Origin of the sequence: Affinundibacterium danionis (assembly GCF_042432465.1) — a bacterium.
Classification (GTDB): Bacteria; Pseudomonadota; Gammaproteobacteria; order Burkholderiales; family Burkholderiaceae_D; genus Undibacterium; species Undibacterium danionis.
This window is the reverse complement of the sequence record NZ_JBHLXJ010000018.1, coordinates 283,038-306,580: the sequence shown is the minus strand read 5'-3', so window position 1 is coordinate 306,580 and position 23,543 is coordinate 283,038. Positions and strand designations below refer to the sequence as shown.

The following is a 23,543-nucleotide window of genomic DNA, read 5'->3' as shown; positions in this document are numbered from 1 at the left end:
ATGGACAATTAGCTGACTTTATATACCAAGGGCGCTTAAATTTAGGCGCCCTTGCTGTATAGGTGGGCACCAAAAGTAGGCGTTATTGAGCGGCTTAGAAAATTGAAATAAGGCGTCACTGATGTGATCTTCCAAACCCAACATTTTACGAAATTGTGCCTCGAATGCATCAAAAGAATGTCCGAATGCGACGAAGTATAAGCCAGCTTGATCATCGCGCATCCACGGCATAGAGCGGCGTACCACAAAGGCTTCTGGTTCGAAATTTTCTTGTGCTGTTCGTTTGACGTGCGCGCTTTCGGGGGCGTCTTCTAACTCTTCATTGTCGAGGCGACGGCGGCCTATCATATGATCTTGTGCATGCGATGACATGCTATTAAATTGCGCGAAATTATGTTGCCATTGTTGGATGGCGACGAAACTAGAGCCATGTAATTGTGGATTGTCGCTGCTCAGAATCGCAGCACTAATGGCAGCTGCATCTTGTGGATTTTCAGTGCCATCTTCGTAGCCAGTAAGATCGCGACCAGATTGATATTGGAAGGCATCGACTTGTAGGCTGAGCTTAAAGACTGGACTTAATAGCGTTTGTATTTGCTGCAATGCCTGCACCAATTCACCACGCTCTGCTACACGTAGCCAACACCAAAGATCATAGTTTGGTCTGACGATTTCTACCACTTGATTGCTCAATTCGGGAAAAGCACGTAAACCGGGAATGGATACCCCCAATCGTTCTAGAAGCAAGCTGGCAAGACCGACGACGATATCGTGTTGGCTAGTAAATGAACTTAATTGCGATAGCGTTTGTTTGATTTGTTGTTCTGTACTTGAGGGCAGACAATAAAAATGAAGATACATCGCATGAGAGGGAATCGGCGCGAGTAGGCCAGTTTGAAAATGAGTCATGATTGTTCTCGGTGGTTTTTGGTGTTTTTTATTTAGCGAATATTTTTTCAAGCTCGCCATTTTTTCTGGCATGAGCGATGGCTTTGTTGATTTTTTCCAGCCAACTTTGGTCGGCTTTGGGACTGATGGCAAAATAGGCGTCAATCACCGAAACTGGTTTGGTGGCGATACAAAATACATCGCTCTTTTTCTTCTTATATTCTTCTAGATCGTATGCATAAATTTGATTAAATTCAGACTGAATTTGTTTGATATTGGTGCGTGGTTCATACAGTAAGAAGGCATCCATGCGCTTTTGATACAGCTTGGAAAATCGCCCCGCCAAACTGCTGGTGTTGTATTCCGCTTTAAATAATTGATTAACTTGACTATCAAATTCATCACCGGCGCTGGAGCCTTGAACTATGCCTATGGTTTTACCTTTGAGGTCGGCGACGCTGTTGAAGGTAAAACTATCTTCGCAGCGATAAACCAGCCAAATTTTGTCTGAATAAACAGGTTCTGAAAAAATATAAATTTGCAGGCGCTCGGGGGTTTTGTAAATTCCAAAAACCAAGCCTTCGCCATTTGTTGCGTTATGCAATACGCGACGCCAAGGGTAGCGTCTGACATCCAGTTTTAACTTACCGGTTTGTTCTATGTAATTAAATAATTGCAGTACATTTTTTGTTAAGGGCAGAGCCTGATCGCGGTCACCTTTTTGCTCCGCCATGAGAATCGGAATGGTAGTAACGGGAGGGGCTGCAGGCAATGTGGCGGGAGTTTGCGACGACTTCACGCCGGCGCTGCTATGGCAGGACAGTATGCTTAATACAAGTGCAATCGACAGGTGATAGGCTAGGGAGTTCAACTTCAAGCTTGCATGATTTGAGTAATGTTCGCGCCGTAATGATGGAGCCGTAAAGTGAGCCGCAATAGTGAGTCGTAAAGTGAGCCTATTGTGAAAGCGTAATAGTCGGCCATGGTAAGGCTGCAACCGACTAGTAGCTGGGTATGTAATGTCTTTGATGACTCTCCCAGCTACTTTATTTTAGCTGAATTTTTGCCGAGTAGCTTGGTTTACATCATCCTTGATTTAGCGCGAACTTAGCACTGGGCTAGTTCTGAATCAATACTCAAGTTGATATTGAGGCTGGTATGAACATCGAGCGCACTAGGGCACGTTGACTGGCTGATTGGTACTGATTTTTTTGCCATCGGCAAGTTGTCCTTCCAGATTTCTTCCCCATGACCATAGACTGCCATCGCTGCGAATGCCTAAAGTATGAAATTGTCCGGCGAAGATGTTTTTCCAAATCTTTAGCTCCCCGACTTGGTTAGGGCTGGGTTGAGATTGATAATTCCCTAGACCGAGTTGACCTTCTTTATTGTCGCCCCAGATCCATAAACTACCGTCAGTTTTTAATGCAACACTATGTTTGCCACCAGCGGCAATTGAAGCCCAAGTGTTTGTGGTACCGATTTGAACTGGACTAAGTTTGTCTGAAAATGACCCTATCCCGAGTTGTCCTTCATCATTGGCTCCCCAAGAGAATAGGGTGCCATCGGCACGGATCGCTAGACTGTGGCTGCCACCTGCCGCAATAGAGACCCAAGTTGCAATACCAATCTGAGTCGGTGTTAGCACTGAGGTGCTGGTGCCTGCGCCAACCTGTCCATTACTATTGTAGCCCCAACCCCAGATCGTGCCGTCTGAGCGCCTTGCTATGGTGTGGACGGCACCTGCGGTGACGCTAGTCCAGGTTTTGAGCGTGCCAATTTGTGTAGGCTCTACTTTATCGACTACGCTACCATCGCCAAGCTGGCCATAAAAATTCCTACCCCAGGCCCATAGGGTTCCGTCTTTTTTAATTCCGACAGAATGTGATTTACCAGTGGCGATCGCAATCCAGCTTGCGGTACCGATTTTTGTTGGGATCATTTTGTCTACAAAGCTACCATCACCCAGTTGTCCATTTTGATTAAAACCCCAAGCCCAGAGTGAACCGTCTTTACGGATGGCTAGCGTGTGGAATTCGCCAGCACTGATAATGCTCCAGGTGTTATCAGTGCCTATTGCAGTAAATTCGGCACGGTCATTTGAGCTACCATCTCCTAATTGCCCCGTGCGATTAAGGCCGCTCCCATAGAGATTACCATTGGCTTTTAAGGCGATAGAGTGATTACCACCCGCTGCGGCATTGACATAAGGTCCCTGAACAATCAGTTTTGTCGTGCCGCTGATTTTGCCCACCGTTGCAGTAATGGTGTCGGTACCAACGGCTTTGCTGCTCGCTAAGCCACTAGTTTGTAAGATGCTGGACGCGTCGCCGCTAGTGGTCCAGCTAATGTCTTTAGTGATTGCAGCGCTACTACCATCCGAATAGCTGCCTGTTGCCACAAACTGTTGGCTTAATCCAAGTGGGATAATGGGATTGGCTGGTGTAATAGCAATAGAAACCAAACTAGGTGTTGTGGTGGTAGGTGTCGTACTGGTGGTTGCCGCTTTATCACCTCCGCCACATCCACTTAATCCACTAAGGCAGAAAATTGTGAAGGCTGTTATCCATGTCAGCAATATTTTTATGGGTTTCATAGTGGGGTAATGGTTCTAAATTGGCGGTTGTTTGTGCAGTAGTCGTTTGAGCGTGACTATTTTCTGAAGTGTAGGAGATAAATGTCAAAATTGATCGTTGGATTAAAGCGCATTTTCGATATCTATTTTTCCTATCAAGCTTGTGCGCTTATTATGTCTGAGTGATTGTCTTAATGACTGTCTGATTAATTTAAGGTTGGTAGTCAGTTATGTGAATTCTGTGTCAGTTAATTTTAATCTTCCGTCATCCAGAAAAAAACTGTAGTCAGTCGTTTTTCTCGTAGTTCTTTGCCGAAGTAGCCAGTAGCGCAATGTACTAAGTTTGCTTTGTATAAAATCATACGATTGAATACATTTTCTACTCTCAAGTCTTCATACCATGCTTGTATTGGCAGTGCCCGAACTTTTAATGCATCGACCAGATTATTGTGCGGCGCTAGTACGATGTTTCCACCGATGGCACCGTTGGGATAGCGCAGCCGACAAAAGCTGGTGCCTGAATTGGGTGCTGGATTGGGGCTGAGATAGATGACGCAGGCGTAACGACATAAATTACGGCTATCGGTATGAGGATGTGAGCTGCTTTCGCTAGCACCAACCAATTGAGCGACATTGCAATCGAGGCGCAATCCTCCAGGTGGCTGTTCCATCCATAACTTATCTTTCCCTATTAAACGTTTTACCGTAGCTTCGATATGGCTTAATTCGTCGTTCGTCAGTGCACCGTGAAAACGCATGCCGGGCCAGCTTTCTGGCTGATAGGGCGCACCATATTCCCAGGTGGAGTGATTGAAACAACGCTCTGCGACTTCTTTGGCATTCGGTAGCACATCATCGACTATCCAATAATTCTTTCCCTGTTCTAGCTTCTCATAGGCAAGTTTGGGAGCGACATCGGGGATGCTGCTAAGAATAGTCCCTGGGGCAGGTAAGGGAAGCATAAAAAAATTGAGATTGTTTTTGTTAATGGATTATTTAAAAAATCAGAGTGAAAAATGATCACTCTGATTTTTATTTATAGCTTTATGAAGACTTATTTGGTATCAGGTTTTTTGTAGACGACACCATCTTTCATGACGAAGTCGATTTTTTCTAAGAGGGTGATATCTGTTAATGGATCACCTTTTACCGCAACGATATCAGCCGCGTAGCTCGGTTCTACTGAGCCCAGTCGTTTGGATTGATTTAATAATTCCGCAGCGCCCAAGGTCGCGCTTCGTATCGCGGCTATAGGCGACATGCCAGCCTCGACCATATAGCGGAATTCTTTCGCGTTCTCGCCATTAGGGAAAACGCCTGCATCAGTGCCAAATGCGATGTTGACTCCTGCTTTTACTGCTCGCGCAAAGGTGCCTTGAATGAGCGGACCTATGGCTGCGGCTTTAGGTTGTACCACAGGTGAGAAATAATTCGGGATCTTGGCTTTTTCAGCGACAAATTTTCCTGCTGAAATAGTGGGAACATACCAAGCTCCCATTTTTTTGAATAAGGCAATGGCTTCGTCGTCCATGTAAGTACCATGTTCGATAGAATCGATACCAGCGCGTAATGCCCGTTTGATACCTTCGTTACCGTGTGCATGAGCAGCTACTCGAAACCCGTAGTCTTTCGCGGTGCTGACAATCGCACGTAATTCTTCATCAGTGAATTGACTGTTTTGACCACTGGCCGCTTGACTCAGTACCCCACCTGTCGCAGTAATTTTGATCAGATCGGCACCTTCTTGATAGCGACTGCGAACTGCTTCTCGCGCAGTATCGGCGCTATTGATTACGCCATTTTCTGGTCCCGGCTTTCCTTTGGCGCGGCGCATTGCCATAGATAGACCATTGGATGGATCCGCATGACCGCCAGTAGTACCTATGGCTTTACCAGCGGTAAACATACGTGGACCGGGGATGGAGCCATTTTCAATCGCACGTTTCATGGCGACGTTTAATCCGTCCGCGGCACCTAAGTCGCGTACCGTGGTAAAACCCGCCATCAGAGTGCGTTCTGCTAATTTGGTCGAACTATAAGCGTAATCAATCGCATCTAAACTTAAGGCATTTCTAAATTGTTCAACTTGCGGCTTAGGATCATCCGACAGATGCACGTGCATATCCATCAACCCAGGCAAACAAGCGTAATTGCTCAAGTCGATATGGGAAGGGTCTGATTGCATTGCCGTGATCGATTTCACACTATTATTTTCTATGGTGATGCTGACACGCTCACGCCAGACGCCCGCTTTGACATCTAATAGTTTTCCGCAATTAATCACGGTAGTGCCTGCGATGGCATGGGACGCTCCAGCGCTGCTAAGTGTTGCGGTGATGGCGGTGGCGATCAGAAAGGTGAGTCGAGTTAGTTTAGGCATCTTTGGTCTCTTTTAGAATAGGTAGTGTCAGAATGCAAAATATACGGAATAGGAATAATGCGGTCTTTTTGGTCATGGCGGAAGCAGAGATGTGCTTTGACCAGTATTTTTTTAAGAAAAACCGATATCGCTGTTGTAAATTTCTGAAAAATGCGCAAACAAGAATAGGTGTAAGTCCCTATTCTTGTTTTTCTTAGGCGCTGACGGGAAGCTCTAGAAAGAAATTCGCACCACCACGTCGGTCTCTTTCAAAGTCTAGGCTGCCATTCATCGCCTCCATCAATTCTCGGCTGATGGCTAAACCCAAACCAGTACCACCTAGTTTTCGGGTATCGGACGAATCTGCCTGAACAAATTTTTGGAACAAGCTATCTTGAAATTCCGGTGGAACCCCAGGGCCTTGGTCGATGACAGAGACCCGAACTTGCTGTGCATGTGGTTTAGCGTTCTGTTGATTGTCGATCAGTTGGACTTTAATCGAAACATTGCCATGATTAGGGGAATACTTAATGGCATTCGAAATCAGATTAGACATCACTTGTAGAAAACGATTTTGATCTATCGTGACCATCAACTCTTGGTAGGGATTATCTGTGGTGATGGAAATCATTCTTTCTATGCCTGCTGCTAGATTGCTCTCCGAGGCGATTCTTAGTGTGTTGCCGAGTTCAACTCTTTGCATATGAAATTGCATTTTACCTGCGCTTAATTTTTCCATATCCAACAAGTCATTGATCAGATAGCTCAAACGCTGGCTATTTTTATGCGCGATATGCAGCATGGCTTTAATTTTTTCTGGTAGCTCACCTATCACGCCACCAACGATGAGACCAAGCGCGCCAGAGATGGAAGTGAGTGGCGTGCGTAATTCATGGCTGACGGTGGAGATAAATTCGCTCTTCATCGTTTCTATCCGTTTGCGTTCACTAATGTCTTGAATTGTGCCGTACAGACGCTCACAACGACCTTCATTAAAGTGGGTGAGTCCTAATACCCTAACCCAACGTTCGTGGCCTTGCATGGTGATGATTCGTAGCTCACTATCAAAACTCTCACCAGTGGTCATCGCACGCTGAATTTTTTCTTGTATCGTGTCGCGGTCTATTCCTTCTTTGTAGAATAATACGGCTTGCTCTTGGGTGCAGGAGTAACCTGCGGGCACTTGATGGATTTGCTCGGTGAGTCGACTCCATTTGGCATACGATTTATTTAAATCTACTTCCCAAGTACCAATGCGTGCCGCATTATTCGATTGCTCCAAAAGCTCAACGGTATGCGCTAGTTGGGCTTCAGCAGTCTTTTGTTTTGAAATGTCAGCATGACTGCCGGACATGAGTAGTGGCTTGCCATCCTCGGTTCGGCTGACTAGGCAACCACGATCTAATATCCACACCCAGTGCCCATCTTTATGGCGCATACGGCTTGCAAGTTCATAGTAATCAAGTACGCCATCGAAATGCTGTTGGAGTAAGAATTCGGATTGTTTTTGATCATCCGGATGTATTAATTTATTCCAGGTCTCTATGCTGACTGGCGCTAATTCTTCTAAGGTGTAACCCGCAATATTGGCCCAACGCTCGTTGAAAGTTGCCGCGCCTGTTTGTACATTCCATTCCCAAGTGCCGATATTGGTGCCTTTAATAATATCGGCCAAGCGGCGTTCACTATCCAAGTGACTGGCGCGAACTCTGGCTGCCTGAATCAATTGAGCAATAGTGAGAAGAATCGGCTGTAGGAAACTCACTAGATCTTGCTTATACCCGAAGGGACGATTGGCTATTCCTATGGTCGCAATGATGGCTTCATTGTAGTAAATCGGTAAGCCGAGAAAATTATGTATGCCTGGATGTATCGACGTGCCCAACATTCTTTCATCGGTCAGCTCATTTAAGATCACCACGGATTTGGTGCGAATGGCCGCACCGAACAAGTCGTCGAGCTCAGTCAGTTTTAGATACTGTATCCTACAGTCGTCATAGGCCGAGTGAGAGGCTCTTTTCTTTGCCGTTTGGTTAATGGTAAATATTTTGAGATGCGTTTCCGTTTGTTGATCTTGAAATACTTCTCCGATGAAGCCGTAGCTGCTTCCTGTCAGTTCCAATATGTCATGCAGCAGGCTTTTAAATCCATCGCTTTGCTCTTGGCTATGAATAAATTTTGCTTGGGCATTAGAAATCACTTGTGCCAAGCTTTGTTGTAATTTTAACGAGCTGGCGAGTTCCCATTCGTAGATCGTATTGTTAACCCATTCTGAAAATAACTTGATAAATTCAATTTCAATCTGGCTGAAATAAGCAGGTTTTCGTGCAAGCACGTCGGAAAATGCTAGGGTGCCAAAGCGAGTGTTATGGGGATTAATAGGAACGCCTATATAACAGCCAAATACTAATAAGGAGTTCTTTGCTAGCTCTGCATATGGGCTGGTCTCAACTTGCGGCAGCAGCGTCATTTCGTTGGTTTGCATGCTGATAGAACATAGGGTCTGGTCCAAGGATAAGACCGAGCCTTCGCACGGAAAGTCAGGATTCCACTGCACGACCACTTCACAATCATTGCTGCGGTTGCGATTAATCATGCCGTTTGACATGTTCAAGAAGCGGCAAGCAATTTCCAAAGCTTGTCTTAACAAGTCGGCATAATCCGTGTTATTCAAGGAGGAAATTTTGGTTAGTGCGAGTAGGGCGTTGTGTTGCTGATTTTGCTGAAATTGTTTGATTTCTTGTTCGACACAATCTGCTAGATCTCGCAGTGAACGTAGCTCTGCGATGCTTAATGTGCGTGGTTGACTATCGATAATGCATAGTGTGCCAATATTGTTTTTGCCATCGGGACGTAACGGTGCTCCCGCGTAGAAACGAATGTTCGGTGCATCAGTTACCAGGGGATTATCGGCAAAGCGGGGATCTTCAAGTGCGTTGGGAATGTGGAATATATTTTGCTCTAAAATCGCATGACCACAAAAGGAAATATCCCTGCCAGTCTCGCAGACGCTCAGTCCTTGTTTGGACTTAAACCATTGACGATTCGAATCGATTAGTGAAACTAAGGCGATTTCAACACCAAATAATTGTTTTGCTAAACGCGTTAGCCGATCAAATCGCTCTTCGGCGATGGTGTCAAGAATATTTAAATCGATCAAGGCCTGAATGCGCGTGTTTTCATTCAGCGGCATGTCGGGCAATTTCATGCACTTCACTCCCATGATAAAGATGACAAGCAGACCACGAATTATTAGTAGTCACGGCGACTTAGTGGGTTTGGGAGCTCGCTGCTGAATCTCATACCGACATTTTTCATAAAACAACAGCAAAGATCGTCCACCTGGATACTTAGATTAACAGTCAAATTAATTTGGCTACTGCGAGTATCTAGTAAGAAATTCTTCTAGGCAAGTTAAACTGAGTTTTAGTGATGATTTATTGCTAGTTTTGATTAGCTTGTGGGTAGTTGCTAGTAAATTGATGGCCGTTCATTTAAGCCAGATTTTTCAGTGAAAATGGTGTTTAGCATAGTGGAGAATGGTAGTCTAAGTAATGTGTTACATGGCTACCATACTAATATTGCATTTGAATAATGAGTAGCATTACGTCGCACGTATGCAGTCCAAAAACTGAAAAATTTATTGTCGAACGATTTGTTGCTTGTGTGCGATTAAAGTATCTAGTGCTAAAAAGCAGGCTTGATTACGTCCTTGTTGTTTAGCTTTGTACAACGCGGTGTCCGCTGCATCGACTAAAGCAGAGACTTCACGATGTTGATTCGGATCGTAAGTACTCAAACCTATACTGATGCTGATGACTTGATTACTTTTTGATTTTAAGTGGGGAAGTTGTAAATCGGTAATGGCTGCGATCAATTTATTCGCAAATTGCAAGCCGTGTTCAGCCGTCATATTTGGCAACACCAAGACGAATTCTTCGCCACCATAACGTGCCAACATATCAGAGGAACGCGAGATTTGTGCTTTCAAAGTCGCAGCTACTTTGATCAAAATTTTATCGCCAGCGGGATGCCCGTAGTAGTCATTGTATTGTTTGAAGTAATCAATATCTACCATGAAGATAGATAAAAGATGCTTTTGACGTATGGCTTGTCCTAGGGCGATTTTGTAATGTTCATCGAAGAAGCGGCGGTTGTGTAGGCCAGTTAAACTATCTGTAGTAGCATCTTTTTTAAGCACTTCTGAATGAGAGCGTAACATCTTTTCTCTGCGTATAGACGTACTAGAGTCAGTGACTTGGATGAGATAGCAAGATGCTTGGTTACCCGCTGTCAGTGTGGTAATTGTAATTGATTGGTGAATAGGAATTTGTTGATGACCACTTTCATCTTCAGTGAAAAGTGGCAGTGGTGAACGGTGCAAAGCATTGGACAATATCGCAGGCAAGCCGTAGGTAATCGAATTTTTGAGTGCATTGATAAAAGCGATGCTTGGTGCGGTCGGAAACACACTATCGATACGTTGTTGCAAGGCCGTAGCAGCGGATATGCCGGAATGTTTTTCCATCCATGAATTCCACATCATGATGTGGCAATCAGCATCAACGACGATCAACCCCATATTAATACTATTTAAAATTTCGCTTTGATAAGACTCTACAGAGCTCATTCTATATTCCCTAAAAAGTGCTCTAAATGTGCTACTAAACTGTGTAATGACATTGAGCTAAGCAAAAAAATCAAATGCCCCTCTGAATGGCGTTTTTCAATTGATAAGTCAATGTGCAGAACTAATACGTAAGGTTGATCTTCTGAGCTATGAAGACTCTTGAAGATTTCTTCGGTCGTTGCAATTTTGTAATCTGGTAGCGAACTGTTTAAGGATATGTGCAACATATCTGCTATAGCAGACAGGCAAGCATTCAAAATGATATTGCCCAATTCGCACATCGCCTCTTGTTCAAATTCCGCAAGTTCTTCAATACTCATTTGCGAACCCATCATGTCCCTGACAATTTCCAAGGCATGACTTTCGGTAAATAAGAGTAATGCTTGCGCATCAAAAGGGCCGGAGAAATTCTGGCTAACAACACCGAATTTGGGACTGCTAAAGTCCATTGCCGCAGCATTAATTTCTGAAGTTCTTTTGACTTCGATGGAGGGTACCGAGAGTTTAACCTCGTCTCCAACGATCTCACTCAAACTCGCGGCTGCGCGACCAGCACCGACATTAAATACCTCGGCAAGCGCGTCTAGATGTAGTTCGCTCAGACTTTCCACATTTATCCTAAAAAATAATGTAAGGCTTCGGCAATCGATTTCTCCGTGATAGGTTTTGCAACGAAGATGATGCCCATAGCATTGGTTCGCTCACGAAAGCTTTCTTGAATATTCGCAGAGAAAATTACGACACGACAATGAGGCATTTCTTTTAAAAGAATCTCGGCTGCATCAGTCCCTAAGATGCCGGGCATATTAATATCCATAGTGCAAAAGTCGGGACGTTGCTCAAGTGCTAAAGCGATACCGTCAGTGCCATTGCTAGCTTCTATAATTTCCCAATTGGGATGAACATCCAAGATTCTGGCGCGGATGATCATCCGAGATACTTTACTATCGTCAACAATCATCAGCTATTTTACTGGCATGTCAGTTGTCATCGTGCTGTCCGTGGTAGGTCGGTAAAAAATATCGATGTCTAGGTAATCACTTTTTCGCTTAACGGTATTTTACCTGAAGCGCTGGCAATCACCTTTGTTATGCATGTGTGTCGGTGTAAATAAAAAGTAAGTTTCTGTTAAATTTTGTTTCTTTTTGGATCCCTTAATTTACGCCATAAGGTCGTTCTGCTTATTCCTAAGTGCTTAGCGACATCATCTCGTTTATTCTTGAACTTATGCATCAGAAAATCAAGTGTTTCTTCAGAAGTGGTGGTTTTTTCAAACTGGATCGTGGTGTCAGTTGTGCTATTAGTGTCATTAGGGGGACGGCTAGTGATATTCTCTGCCAAATGTTTGACTGGGTTGACGGGAAATGTATCTAGACTATTACTTTGATTCTCTTGCGCTAATTCAGGAAAAAGTTTCAATATAAAATTGGGCGTAATCGCCTGTAACGGCATAGCGGAAAGATGTAGGGCCAAGCGCTCCATGAGGTTGCGTAGCTCCCTGACATTGCCTGGCCAGCTATAGGCTTGTAACAAGCTTGCACAACGACTGATCTCAGCATGCAAATTAGGTGGTGGTCGGTTTCCAATAGCGGCACAAGCTTGTTTTAAACTCCATTGTGCGAGTGGAACTAAGTCCTCGGTGCGTGCGCGTAAGGGCGGCAGGCGCAAACGCAAAACAGCTAAACGATAAAACAAGTCTGCTCTGAAACGACCTTCATGTATTCTTTGTTCCAGATCACAATGGGTGGCGCTGATAATGCGGACATCAACTGGGATAGGCCGAATACCGCCAACTCGCACCACTTCTCTTTCTTCTAATACACGTAATAAACGGGTTTGCAAGCTCAGTGGCATTTCGCCAATCTCATCGAGAAATAAAGTGCCACGATGTGCTGCTTCAAACAATCCTGCGTGACCACCACGGCGTGATCCAGTAAACGCACCTTCTTCATAGCCAAATAGCTCGGATTCTAATAAGGATTCTGCGATCGCCCCACAATTCACAGCAACAAAATGTTGGCGCGCGCGGGCGCTTTCCTTGTGTATGGCTTGGGCGGCTAATTCTTTACCAGTTCCAGTCTCGCCTTGTATTAGCACCGTTGCAGGCGAACGCGCATATAACATGATCGCTTGTCGTGCTTCTTGCATGACACTGGAGTCGCCACGTAGATCGTTGATGCTATGTCGTGCTCTCAATTCCCCAACTGCTTGCTGTCGACCTTTGTTTGCTTCTAGGCGTGTTAAGCGAGAAATCTCGATTGCATCGTCAAAGGCTTGGCGGATAGAGCCTGCGGAATACATGAAAATCCCAGTCAATCCGGCTTCTTCGGCTAAATCCGTGATTAAACCAGCACCGACAATGGCTTGTATTCCCATAGCCTTTAATTCACTGATTTGACTCTTGGCATCCTCTTCCGTTACGTAGGTTCTTTGTTCTACTTGAAAGCCGAAGGTCGCTTTAAACTCAGCTAATTCCGGCATGGTTTCCTGATAGGTGACAATCGCAATCTGACGCGAAACCTTGCGTGCGCGCGCCAAGGCTTGCATCACATCAAAACCACTGGCTTTGGCAATGACGACCGGGATAGGTAGGCGATTTTTAAGATAAGCACCATTGGAGCCGGCCGCGATCACTGCATCGCAACGCTCTGTTTGCAGACGTTCACGTAAAACTTGTGCAGCCTCTTCAAAGCCGAGGTGGATAGGCTCAATGTCGGCGCTAGCGTCGTACTCCACCATGATGTCGCGGAATAAATCGAACAGGCGTGAAATCGAGACTGTCCAAATAATCGGCTTATCTTGGGGATCACGCGGGATAGGAGGACGACGGCTCATGGTTTGATGACGTAATTTAAGTGGTGTTTCATTGTGCGTTTCAAAATGCGTTTCAATTATGTTTCAAATGTGTTTCGCTTGCAACGTGTTTTAGCTTTATTGCCTAGTGATTTAGTCGGGATTGCTTCCAGAATTGATTACTTAAGTCTTTGATTTTTAATGTATCTCCATGTGTCAACTTGCATGCGTCCTGATACTGGCACGCGCTTTGCAATAGCAGCAGCATCCAAACAAAAGGAAAAGAACATGTCCCAATATTCCGCAGGTGCCGCCTTCCGTAAGGCGATGCAAGAAGAGTCTCCACTACAAGTGGTTGGCGCAATCAACGCAAATCACGCTTTGTTAGCGAAACGCGCTGGATTTAAAGCGATTTATTTGTCAGGCGGCGGAGTTGCCGCTGGCTCGCTCGGTTTGCCAGATTTGGGTATCTCCAATTTGGACGACGTGTTAACCGATGTGCGTCGTATTACCGATGTCTGCGATCTGCCTTTGTTGGTCGACGTCGATACCGGCTTTGGTTCATCGGCATTCAATGTGGCGCGCACGGTGAAATCGATGATCAAGTTTGGCGCAGCAGCGATGCACATTGAAGATCAAGTCGGTGCCAAGCGTTGCGGTCATCGCCCAGGTAAAGAAATCGTCAGCAAACAAGAAATGGTCGATCGTGTGAAAGCGGCGGTTGATGCGCGTACCGATGAAAATTTCGTGATCATGGCACGTACCGATGCGCTTGCCGTCGAAGGTTTGGAAGCCGCAATTGATCGCGCTTTGGCGTGCGTTGAAGCCGGTGCGGACATGATCTTCCCAGAAGCGATTACGCAACTCGATATGTACAAACAATTCGCCAACGCGATGAAAGTACCTATCCTCGCCAACATCACCGAATTTGGTTCTACACCTTTGTACACAGTAGAAGAGTTGGCCTCAGCCGATGTCGGTTTAGTGCTCTACCCATTGAGTGCTTTCCGCGCCATGAATAAAGCCGCAGAAAATGTTTATACAGCGATTCGTCGCGATGGGACACAAAAGAATGTGGTCGACACCATGCAAACGCGTATGGAGCTCTACGAGCGCATCAACTACCACGATTTTGAACAGAAGTTAGATGCTTTGTTTGCGCAGCAAAAGAATAAGTAAATTGGATTGAAAATCAAAACCCTTCAACGCTGAGACGCAGAGGCGCTGAAGAGCGCAGAGAAAGCGTGATTAGCTCCTCCCCATTGAAGGGGAGGGAGTAAGTCTGAAGCGCCTCGGCGTTGAGGGGTTTAAAAACTGAATCGAATAAATTTTCGGAGAATCAAAATGACCACACAAGAAAACCCAACATTTAAACCAAAAAAATCCGTTGCTTTGTCTGGTGTTGCTGCAGGCAATACAGCACTGTGCAGCGTCGGTAAAACTGGTAACGACTTGCATTACCGTGGTTACGATATTTTGGACGTGGCAGACAATTGCGAGTTCGAAGAAATCGCGCATTTGTTAGTGCATGGTAAATTGCCAAACGTGGCAGAACTCGCTGCTTATAAAGCAAAATTGAAAGCCTTGCGCGGCTTACCAGCGAATTTGAAAACAGCTTTAGAGGCCTTGCCAGCGTCTTCCCATCCTATGGACGTGATGCGTACTGGTGTCTCGGTTTTGGGTTGTACTTTGCCAGAGAAGGATGATCACAATGTGCCAGGCGCACGTGATATCGCTGATCGCTTGATGGCGTCTTTCGGTTCTATGCTCTTGTACTGGTACCACTTCAGCCACAACGGTAAACGTATTGATGTCGAAACGGATGATGATTCTATTGGTGGCCATTTCCTGCATCTCTTGCATGGCGAAAAACCAAAAGCATCATGGGTACGTGCAATGCATACGTCCTTGATTTTGTACGCAGAACATGAATTTAATGCGTCGACATTTACCAGCCGCGTGATCGCTGGTACGGGTTCTGATATTCATTCCGCCATCACGGGTGCGATCGGTGCTTTGCGTGGCCCAAAACATGGCGGTGCCAACGAAGTTGCGTTTGAAATCCAAAAACGTTATGACAATCCAGACGAAGCAGAAGCCGATATCAAACGTCGTGTGGAAAACAAAGAAGTGGTGATTGGTTTCGGTCACCCTGTCTACACCGTGTCAGACCCACGCAATAAAGTCATCAAAGAAGTGGCACGTACTTTGTCGGTGGAAGCGGGCTCGACCAAGATGTATGACATCGCCGAGCGTTTGGAAACAGTGATGTGGGACATCAAAAAAATGTTCCCGAACTTGGATTGGTTCTCTGCCGTGTCCTACCACGTGATGGGCGTACCAACAGCGATGTTCACTCCCTTGTTCGTGATCGCGCGTACATCCGGCTGGTCGGCACACATCATCGAACAACGTATCGACAACAAGATCATTCGTCCGAGTGCGAATTATGTGGGACCTGAGGATCTCGCATTTGTACCGTTAAAAGATCGCAAATAAATTTGGATCATTTCTAAAACCCGTATTCGGGCGCATCGCGTTGTTGGCAATACTCGCAATATCGACATATTGCTCCGTTTGCCGCCTAGCGCTGCATCCCGACTACGGATTTTCTAAACGATCCGTTCCAGCTCAGCGGTCATGATCTAGACTCTGCCGAGCTAGTAATAACAAAAAAAGGAACAATGAATGAACACACAATTCCGCAAAAATCTCCCCGGTACTTCACTCGACTATTTCGATGCACGTGAAGCGGTGGAAGCGATCGAGGCGGGGGCTTATGCCAAACTGCCTTACACCTCGCGTGTCTTGGCTGAGAACTTGGTGCGTCGTTGCGATCCTGCGACTTTGACGGACTCCTTAAAGCAGTTGATCGAACGTAAGCGTGAGCTCGATTTTCCGTGGTTCCCAGCGCGCGTGGTGTGTCACGATATTTTGGGTCAAACGGCGCTGGTTGATTTGGCGGGCTTGCGTGATGCGATTGCCGATCAAGGTGGCGATCCTGCGCAAGTGAATCCTGTTGTGCCAGTGCAGCTCATCGTTGATCACTCCTTGGCGGTCGAATGCGGTGGTTTTGATCCGCAAGCGTTTGAGAAGAATCGTGCGATTGAAGATCGTCGAAACGAAGATCGCTTCCATTTCATCAATTGGACAAAATTGGCGTTCAAAAACGTCGACGTGATCCCGCCAGGCAACGGCATCATGCATCAGATTAACTTGGAACGTATGTCGCCCGTGGTGCATAACCAAAATGGCGTAGCGTTCCCAGATACTTTGGTCGGTACAGACAGCCATACGCCACACGTCGATGCACTTGGTGTGATCGCGATTGGTGTCGGTGGTTTGGAAGCTGAAAACGTTATGCTCGGTCGTGCTTCGTGGATGCGTTTGCCGGACATCATTGGCGTTGAATTGACGGGCAAACCGCAGCCTGGTATCACAGCAACCGATATCGTCTTAGCACTCACTGAATTCTTGCGTAAGTCCAAAGTGGTTGGCGCGTATCTCGAATTCTACGGCAGCGGTGCAGCAGCCTTGACACTCGGTGATCGTGCCACGATTTCGAATATGGCACCGGAATATGGTGCAACAGCAGCGATGTTCAGTATCGATCAACAAACCATCGATTACTTGAAATTGACTGGCCGTGAAGATGCACAGGTCGCTTTGGTTGAAACCTATGCCAAGGTCGCGGGTTTGTGGTCTGATTCCTTAGTGCACGCCGAATACGAACGCGTACTGCAGTTTGATTTGTCCGGCGTGGTGCGCAATATGGCGGGCCCATCAAATCCGCATGCCCGTGTTGCAACGACGGATTTAGCTGCAAAAGGTATCGCAGCGGCCTGGGACAATGTGCCAGGTCAAATGCCAGATGGCGCCGTGATTATCGCGGCGATTACCAGCTGCACCAACACTTCAAATCCACGTAACGTGATTGCTGCGGGCTTGTTGGCACGTAATGCTAATCGCCTAGGCTTAACACGCAAACCTTGGGTCAAATCTTCCTTAGCGCCTGGCTCCAAAGCGGTCACGCTGTACTTGGAAGAAGCCGGCTTGATGCAAGACTTGGAAGCACTGGGCTTTGGCGTAGTGGCGTATGCATGTACCTCGTGTAACGGCATGTCCGGTGCATTGGATCCAGTAATCCAACAAGAAATTATTGACCGCGATTTGTACGCGACGGCTGTCTTGTCTGGCAATCGTAATTTCGATGGCCGTATTCATCCATATGCGAAGCAAGCTTTCTTGGCTTCGCCTCCATTGGTGGTTGCGTATGCGATCGCTGGCACGATCCGTTTTGATATCGAAAAAGACGTGTTGACCGTGGTTGATGGCAAAGAAATCCGCTTGAAAGACATCTGGCCTAGTGATGAAGAAATCGACGCGATTGTGAAGTCGAGCGTCAAGCCAGATATGTTCCGCAAAGTGTACGAGCCAATGTTTGCGATTTCGACAGAACAAGCAGCGAGTGTGCCGCCACTCTACGATTGGCGTCCACAATCGACCTACATCCGCCGTCCACCGTACTGGGAAGGTGCATTGGCAGGTGAACGCACGATGAAAGGCATGCGTCCTTTGGCAGTCTTGGGTGACAACATCACGACCGATCATTTGTCTCCATCGAACGCGATTATGCTCGACAGCGCTGCTGGTGAGTACCTCGCAAAAATGGGTTTGCCGGAAGAGGATTTCAATTCCTATGCAACGCATCGCGGTGATCATTTAACCGCACAACGTGCCACCTTCGCGAATCCGACCTTGAAGAACGAAATGGTGCGTGATGCTGAAGGCAAAATCAAAGCCGGATCCTTAGCGCGCATTGAGCCAGAGGGTAAAGTCACGCGCATGTGGGAAGCGATCGAAACCTATATGGAACGTAAGCAGCCTTTGATCATTATCGCTGGCGCGGATTATGGTCAAGGTTCTTCACGCGATTGGGCCGCCAAAGGTGTTCGTTTGGCCGGCGTCGAAGTCATCGTTGCAGAAGGTTTTGAACGCATTCACCGCACCAATTTGATTGGTATGGGCGTCTTGCCACTCGAATTCAAAGCAGGCGAGAATCGTTTGACTTTGGGGCTCGATGGTACAGAAACCTATGACGTGATCGGAGCGCGTACACCACGTGCAGACTTAACGCTGGTCATTCATCGTAAGAACGGGGAGCGCGTCGAAGTCGCCGTGACCTGCCGTTTGGATACAGCGGAAGAAGTGTCGATTTACGAAGCAGGCGGTGTCTTGCAGCGTTTCGCGCAGGACTTTTTGGAGTCTTCGAAATCTGCATGAGTAGGTCGTTGACTGTCATTTCTGCGCAGGCAGGAATGCAGTGGCGTTGATGAGTGAGCTTGATCTGTCGACGAAAGACGCTGGGCTCCTGCCTTCGCAGGAGCGACGACTAACACACTCAGCCGTGTAGCTGAACTGTACAAGAAATTGAGATAGTAAGGAAAACCATGTCCCACCCAGCCCAAATCAAAATCCCCGCCGTCTACATGCGTGGTGGCACTAGTAAAGGTGTATTTTTCCGCGTGCAAGATTTGCCAGCCGCAGCACAACAAGCCGGTGCGGCACGTGATGCTTTGTTGTTGCGCGTAATCGGTAGCCCCGATCCTTATGGTAAGCAAATCGACGGCATGGGTGGCGCGACCTCGAGCACATCGAAAACCGTACTGTTAGCGAAAAGTGCTAAAGCAGATCACGATGTTGACTATTTATTCGGTCAAGTCGCGATCGATAAAGCTTTCGTTGATTGGAGCGGCAATTGCGGCAATCTTTCGGCAGCAGTAGGTTCATGCGCGATCAGCATGGGCTTGGTCGATAAGGTGCCAAACAACGGCATCGCGGTGGTACGCATTTGGCAGGCGAATATCGGCAAAACGATCATCGCGTATGTGCCGATAACGAACGGTGAAGTACAAGAAACAGGTGACTTCGAACTTGACGGCGTGACGTTTCCTGCCGCCGAAGTTCAACTCGAATTTATGGACCCAGCCGCCGAAGAAGAGGGCGCTGGCGGTTCTATGTTCCCAACTGGGAATTTAGTCGACGATCTGGAAGTGCCAGGCATAGGCACACTCAAAGCGACCATGATCAATGCGGGCATCCCAACAATTTTTGTGAATGCGGAAGAGATTGGCTACACCGGCACCGAACTGCAAGACGCCGTCAATGGTGATGCAGCCGCCTTAGCGAAGTTTGAAACAATTCGTGCCTACGGCGCAGTGCGCATGGGCTTGATTAAGCACATCGAAGAAGCCGCAAAACGTCAGCACACACCGAAAGTCGCCTTCGTATCCAAACCTTTGGATTATGTGTCATCGAGCGGAAAACAAGTGAATGCCAGTGAAATCGATTTGTGTGTACGTGCACTGTCGATGGGTAAGTTGCATCACGCGATGATGGGGACAGCAGCGGTGGCGATTGGTACAGCAACGGCGATTCCTGGCACCTTAGTGAATTTGGCAGCCGGTGGTGGTGCCCGTTCGGCTGTGCGCTTCGGTCATCCTTCTGGCACTTTGCGTGTTGGTGCTGAGGCGCAATTGGTCGATGGCGAATGGGTCGTAAAGAAGGCGAGCATGAGTCGTAGTGCTCGGGTGTTGATGGAAGGGTTTGTGAGGGTGCCTGGGGATTGTTTTTGAGTTTGTGCTTTGAATTGAGGTTTGTAGGTCGGGTGTGGCCCGACAGCCACTCACTTTCTTTGCTTCGCCAAAGAAAGTAAGCAAAGAAAGGCGACCACGCTGCCACTGCCCTTCGGGTTCCCAATTATGCAAGACAAAAAATGGGAAAGCTTCGAAACTCGCTACGCTCAAACAACGAAGCTTTCTTTATCCATTTTCTGTCTCGCACAATTGGCAGTGTCAGAAGTGGATGAAAGTCAAAAGCAACAGCAACACCAAAACAAACAGAACCGAACGCCGAGCATTTTTCTAATAACCGTTGTAGATCGTTGTTTTTGCTTTTGACTTACCCCCGTTTGAGACGATGTAATTTGTGCGTCACAGAAAATGGATAAGAAAGTGTTGTTGTCTGAGCGTAGCGAGTTTCAACACTTTCCCATTTTTTGTGATGCACAAATTATGCTGGAGCGTAGCGTAAGCACCCCGCAGGGGCGAGTCTACGGTCGCCTTTTTTGGATTACCTTTTTTGGCGAAGCAAAAAAGGTAATTGGCCGCCGGGCCACACCCGGCCAGAGAATGCAGTTAGACCGTAAAAGTTAGATGAGCCACATAGGAATCAAAGCACAAACTTGATGTAATACAAAAGGCGATTAAGCAAAACAAATAACAATCAATAACAATCAATTTCGCGCCAAACAGAATTCAAACCAAAACGCTATAAAAATTGGAGACACCATGAACTACCAAGATTTTTATCAAGCCTCAATTCAAGACCCGGCCAGCTTCTGGGACAAACAAGCCCAACTCATCAGTTGGCACAAACCCTATACTCAAGTGCTTGATCACAGTAAACCACCATTTGCCAAATGGTTTGTTGGTGGTGAAACGAATCTTTGTTATAACGCGATTGATCGTTGGTTGGAGACACAGTCGGATAAGGCGGCATTGATCGCCATTTCGACTGAAACCAATTCCGAGAAAACCTACAGTTTTGCTGAACTGCATGCCGAAGTACAACGCATGGCGGCGATGATGTTGGAACTCGGAGTCAAGAAGGGCGATAGAGTCTTAATCTATATGCCCATGATTGCCGAAGCAGCATTTGCCATGTTGGCCTGTGCTCGCATCGGTGCTGTGCATTCCGTGGTGTTCGGTGGCTTTGCCTCTAAGAGTTTAGCAACGCGTATTGATGATGCTAAACCCGTATTGGTGGTGTCCGCCGACGCCGGGATGCGTGGCGGTAAGGCGGTGCCTTACAAGCCTCTGCTGGATGAAGCAATTCAATTAGCCGAGCATAAACCCACGAACGTACTGTTAGTGAATCGCGGTCTGGATGTGATGAATCTCGTTGCCGGCCGTGATGTCGATTACGCAGCATTGCGTGAACAACACATGAACGCGCAAGTGCCCGTGACTTGGTTAGAGTCCAATGAAATGTCTTACGTACTCTATACCTCAGGCACTACAGGTAAACCAAAAGGCGTGCAGCGTGATGTTGGTGGCTATGCGGTGGCATTAGCATCATCGATGAAAAATATCTTCTGCGGCAATGCAGGTGAAACTTACTTTGCGACTTCTGATATTGGTTGGGTCGTCGGCCATTCTTACATCGTGTATGGCCCTTTGATTGCTGGTATGGCGACGATTATGTACGAAGGCACACCGATTCGCCCCGATGCTGGCGTATGGTGGAGCATCGTTGAAAAATACAAAGTGACGCGTATGTTCTCTGCGCCAACTGCGGTGCGTGTATTGAAAAAGCATCCTGTGGAATTGATGAAGAAATACGATATCTCTTCGCTCAAAGCCTTGTATTTAGCCGGTGAGCCGCTCGATGAAACGACTTCGAATTGGATCGCGACGGAATTGGGCGTACCGATTATCGACAATTACTGGCAGACTGAAACAGGCTGGCCTATCTTGTCGGTGGCGCGTGGTGTTGAACACAAAGACACACGTCTCGGCAGCCCAGGGATTGCCATGTATGGTTACAACGTTACCATCATTAATGAAGCGACTGGCGCCGTTTGTGGACCGAATGAAAAAGGTGTAGTGGCGATTAAAGGCCCATTGCCACCAGGTTGCCTACAAACCGTGTATGGCGATGATCAACGCTTTGTGCAAACCTATTGGACTAACTTTGCGCATGAGCAGCTGTATTCCACTTTCGACTGGGGTATCCGTGATGAAGATGGTTACTACTTCATCCTGGGACGCACTGACGACGTGATCAATGTGGCTGGCCATCGTTTAGGCACACGTGAAATTGAAGAGAGCATTTCTAGCCATCCACAGATTTCAGAAGTGGCGGTGGTTGGGATTGAAGATAAATTGAAAGGGCAGGCTGCAGTTGCGTTTGCGATTATTAAAAATCCAGAACGTGCGGCAACGCCCGAATTGGCAAAGGCATTGGAAGCCGAGGTGATGGCGGTCGTCGATAAACAACTCGGTGCGGTAGCACGCCCCTCGCGTGTATATTTTGTGGCGATGCTGCCTAAGACGCGTTCGGGTAAGTTATTGCGTCGTTCTATCCAAGCCGTGTGTGAAGGGCGTGATGCGGGTGATTTGACGACGATAGAAGATCCCATGTCTTTGCAACAAATTAAAAATGCAGTACAGGCATAAAATCCAGGTCAACACGTCTTAGTTTTGGCATAAGTAAAAAGGGTTTCGACTTTGATCTCGAAACCCTTTTTTGTTTACGGAGCTTGGCGACTGATCATCGTGGCGTTTTATATGATTAATGCCGCAGATAAAGTAATGACCTCATCTTCTGATTCTTCCAGAATACTCAGCAAACTACCTTCTCCGACCACAAAATCAATCTCAGATTCACAGCGATTCGTTTCAGTATCGGTGCGTGTGTCCAAGGGAGATACTGTTTTTGCTAAATCATTCGCTAGTAATAGCGTATCTCCTAGAGTTTCTGGTGGCATGGCATGTAAGCCGTACCACATCGCTTCTACTGCTTCGTTAACTTCAGTTGGAAGATTCAGGTTTTTTAATACAGCTCGCCCTATGATGACCTCTTCCGTTTCAAGTTTGGTGACGGTATTTCTAAATTCGTCAAAGTTTTCATCATCATTCGCGCCCGACAAGTCATCGGGTTCCAGCAGGCATGGAAATTCTTCTGCCCGTGATAGTAAATAGAAACCACCTACTTCATGCACAATGCCAGCGAACATTGCTGTATCCGGATTTAATTTTGTTACGCGGCGCGAAATAACTTGGGACAAAGCCGCGACTTGGGCAGAGTGTTCCCAGAGTTGATTGATTTTGCTGCGAATAATCGGATTTTTGCTAGCACCGGCAATCTGACGCATCACGATAGATGCGGTTAATCCTCGTAAAGTATTGAATCCAAGTCGCGCAATGGCAGAGCGCACATTGGTGACTTCACTCCCTCGCGTGTAGGCAGCGCTATTGGCAACGGCCACTACTTTCGCCGCGAGCATAGGTTCATTTAGTATAATTTTTGTCGCGGTATCTAGATTACAATCTGGTACGTCTATCGCTTCTTGAACTTTGAGGGAGGTGGCCACGCTCGCGGAAAAAACTAATTCTCCTTGACGCGCTTGTTCTACTAAGATGGCTAGGGCTTCGGATTTATTCATGGCACAGAGTCGCTCCGTAATGAGAAAATCACACTTATCTTTGATTAATTAGATGCAAATACTCGTTTAT

Annotated in this window: 16 protein-coding genes; 5 read left to right on the top strand and 11 right to left on the bottom strand. The window is 46.8% G+C overall.

Annotation, left to right across the window (positions count from 1 at the left end):
- Positions 1-18: 18 nt before the first annotated feature.
- From ACFFJH_RS17415 to prpR, 10 genes are all read right to left on the bottom strand, one after another.
- On the bottom strand, positions 19-909 hold the full coding sequence (locus ACFFJH_RS17415) for a Dyp-type peroxidase (RefSeq protein ID WP_390214216.1): 891 nt from the start codon (positions 907-909) through the stop codon (positions 19-21).
- Positions 910-937: 28 nt separating this feature from the next.
- On the bottom strand, positions 938-1,759 hold the full coding sequence (locus ACFFJH_RS17410; RefSeq protein WP_390214215.1) for a substrate-binding periplasmic protein: 822 nt from the start codon (positions 1,757-1,759) through the stop codon (positions 938-940).
- Positions 1,760-2,062: 303 nt separating this feature from the next.
- Entirely contained in the window at positions 2,063-3,484 is a 1,422-nt protein-coding gene (locus ACFFJH_RS17405) for an RCC1 domain-containing protein (RefSeq protein ID WP_390214214.1), read from the bottom strand.
- A 233-nt stretch (positions 3,485-3,717) separates the two neighbouring features.
- The gene (locus ACFFJH_RS17400; protein WP_390214212.1) at positions 3,718-4,425 is read right to left on the bottom strand and encodes a DUF6445 family protein; all 708 of its coding nucleotides are present in this window, start codon (positions 4,423-4,425) and stop codon (positions 3,718-3,720) included.
- Between the two features lie 92 nt (positions 4,426-4,517).
- The gene (locus ACFFJH_RS17395) at positions 4,518-5,843 is read right to left on the bottom strand and encodes a metal-dependent hydrolase family protein (RefSeq protein WP_390214211.1); all 1,326 of its coding nucleotides are present in this window, start codon (positions 5,841-5,843) and stop codon (positions 4,518-4,520) included.
- Positions 5,844-6,036: 193 nt separating this feature from the next.
- On the bottom strand, positions 6,037-9,030 hold the full coding sequence (locus tag ACFFJH_RS17390; RefSeq protein WP_390214210.1) for a GAF domain-containing protein: 2,994 nt from the start codon (positions 9,028-9,030) through the stop codon (positions 6,037-6,039).
- A 432-nt stretch (positions 9,031-9,462) separates the two neighbouring features.
- Positions 9,463-10,452: a sensor domain-containing diguanylate cyclase gene (locus ACFFJH_RS17385; protein WP_390214209.1), complete on the bottom strand. Its 990-nt coding sequence runs from the start codon at positions 10,450-10,452 to the stop codon at positions 9,463-9,465.
- On the bottom strand, positions 10,449-11,063 hold the full coding sequence (locus ACFFJH_RS17380) for a chemotaxis protein CheC (RefSeq protein WP_390214208.1): 615 nt from the start codon (positions 11,061-11,063) through the stop codon (positions 10,449-10,451). The genes ACFFJH_RS17385 and ACFFJH_RS17380 overlap by 4 nt, the downstream gene beginning before the upstream one ends.
- 2 nt (positions 11,064-11,065) lie before the next feature.
- The gene (locus ACFFJH_RS17375; RefSeq protein WP_390214207.1) at positions 11,066-11,413 is read right to left on the bottom strand and encodes a response regulator transcription factor; all 348 of its coding nucleotides are present in this window, start codon (positions 11,411-11,413) and stop codon (positions 11,066-11,068) included.
- 167 nt (positions 11,414-11,580) lie between these two features.
- A complete protein-coding gene (prpR, locus tag ACFFJH_RS17370; RefSeq protein WP_390214206.1) occupies positions 11,581-13,287 on the bottom strand; it encodes a propionate catabolism operon regulatory protein PrpR in 1,707 nt (568 codons plus the stop codon).
- Positions 13,288-13,533: 246 nt separating this feature from the next.
- Here prpR and prpB point away from each other — a divergent pair, with 246 nt between their 5' ends.
- The 5 genes from prpB to ACFFJH_RS17345 all read left to right on the top strand — a co-directional run bounded on the left by prpB (position 13,534) and on the right by ACFFJH_RS17345 (position 22,484).
- Positions 13,534-14,424: a methylisocitrate lyase gene (gene prpB / locus ACFFJH_RS17365; RefSeq protein WP_390214205.1), complete on the top strand. Its 891-nt coding sequence runs from the start codon at positions 13,534-13,536 to the stop codon at positions 14,422-14,424.
- Between the two features lie 165 nt (positions 14,425-14,589).
- Positions 14,590-15,744 (top strand): bifunctional 2-methylcitrate synthase/citrate synthase, encoded by a 1,155-nt coding sequence (prpC, locus tag ACFFJH_RS17360; protein WP_390214204.1) that lies wholly within the window; start codon positions 14,590-14,592, stop codon positions 15,742-15,744.
- A 189-nt stretch (positions 15,745-15,933) separates the two neighbouring features.
- Entirely contained in the window at positions 15,934-18,528 is a 2,595-nt protein-coding gene (acnD, locus tag ACFFJH_RS17355) for a Fe/S-dependent 2-methylisocitrate dehydratase AcnD (protein WP_390214203.1), read from the top strand.
- A gap of 167 nt (positions 18,529-18,695) precedes the next feature.
- On the top strand, positions 18,696-19,880 hold the full coding sequence (prpF, locus tag ACFFJH_RS17350) for a 2-methylaconitate cis-trans isomerase PrpF (protein ID WP_390214202.1): 1,185 nt from the start codon (positions 18,696-18,698) through the stop codon (positions 19,878-19,880).
- 642 nt (positions 19,881-20,522) lie between these two features.
- Positions 20,523-22,484 (top strand): propionate--CoA ligase, encoded by a 1,962-nt coding sequence (locus ACFFJH_RS17345; protein WP_390214354.1) that lies wholly within the window; start codon positions 20,523-20,525, stop codon positions 22,482-22,484.
- Between the two features lie 107 nt (positions 22,485-22,591).
- Here ACFFJH_RS17345 and ACFFJH_RS17340 read toward each other — a convergent pair whose 3' ends face one another.
- Positions 22,592-23,473 carry an HDOD domain-containing protein gene (locus tag ACFFJH_RS17340; RefSeq protein WP_390214201.1) on the bottom strand — a complete coding sequence of 294 codons (882 nt, stop codon included), beginning with the start codon at positions 23,471-23,473 and terminating at the stop codon, positions 22,592-22,594.
- Positions 23,474-23,543: the final 70 nt, after the last annotated feature.

What these genes read in the sequence shown, in the direction of transcription:
- acnD (WP_390214203.1), top strand. Translation starts at nt 15,934, where the DNA reads ATGAACACACAATTCCGCAAAAATCTCCCCGGTACTTCACTCGACTAT.
- ACFFJH_RS17395 (WP_390214211.1), bottom strand. Translation starts at nt 5,843, where the DNA reads ATGCCTAAACTAACTCGACTCACCTTTCTGATCGCCACCGCCATCACC.
- ACFFJH_RS17385 (WP_390214209.1), bottom strand. Translation starts at nt 10,452, where the DNA reads ATGAGCTCTGTAGAGTCTTATCAAAGCGAAATTTTAAATAGTATTAAT.
- ACFFJH_RS17415 (WP_390214216.1), bottom strand. Translation starts at nt 909, where the DNA reads ATGACTCATTTTCAAACTGGCCTACTCGCGCCGATTCCCTCTCATGCG.
- ACFFJH_RS17375 (WP_390214207.1), bottom strand. Translation starts at nt 11,413, where the DNA reads ATGATTGTTGACGATAGTAAAGTATCTCGGATGATCATCCGCGCCAGA.
- ACFFJH_RS17400 (WP_390214212.1), bottom strand. Translation starts at nt 4,425, where the DNA reads ATGCTTCCCTTACCTGCCCCAGGGACTATTCTTAGCAGCATCCCCGAT.
- prpB (WP_390214205.1), top strand. Translation starts at nt 13,534, where the DNA reads ATGTCCCAATATTCCGCAGGTGCCGCCTTCCGTAAGGCGATGCAAGAA.
- prpR (WP_390214206.1), bottom strand. Translation starts at nt 13,287, where the DNA reads ATGAGCCGTCGTCCTCCTATCCCGCGTGATCCCCAAGATAAGCCGATT.
- ACFFJH_RS17405 (WP_390214214.1), bottom strand. Translation starts at nt 3,484, where the DNA reads ATGAAACCCATAAAAATATTGCTGACATGGATAACAGCCTTCACAATT.
- ACFFJH_RS17390 (WP_390214210.1), bottom strand. Translation starts at nt 9,030, where the DNA reads ATGAAATTGCCCGACATGCCGCTGAATGAAAACACGCGCATTCAGGCC.
- ACFFJH_RS17340 (WP_390214201.1), bottom strand. Translation starts at nt 23,473, where the DNA reads ATGAATAAATCCGAAGCCCTAGCCATCTTAGTAGAACAAGCGCGTCAA.
- prpC (WP_390214204.1), top strand. Translation starts at nt 14,590, where the DNA reads ATGACCACACAAGAAAACCCAACATTTAAACCAAAAAAATCCGTTGCT.
- prpF (WP_390214202.1), top strand. Translation starts at nt 18,696, where the DNA reads ATGTCCCACCCAGCCCAAATCAAAATCCCCGCCGTCTACATGCGTGGT.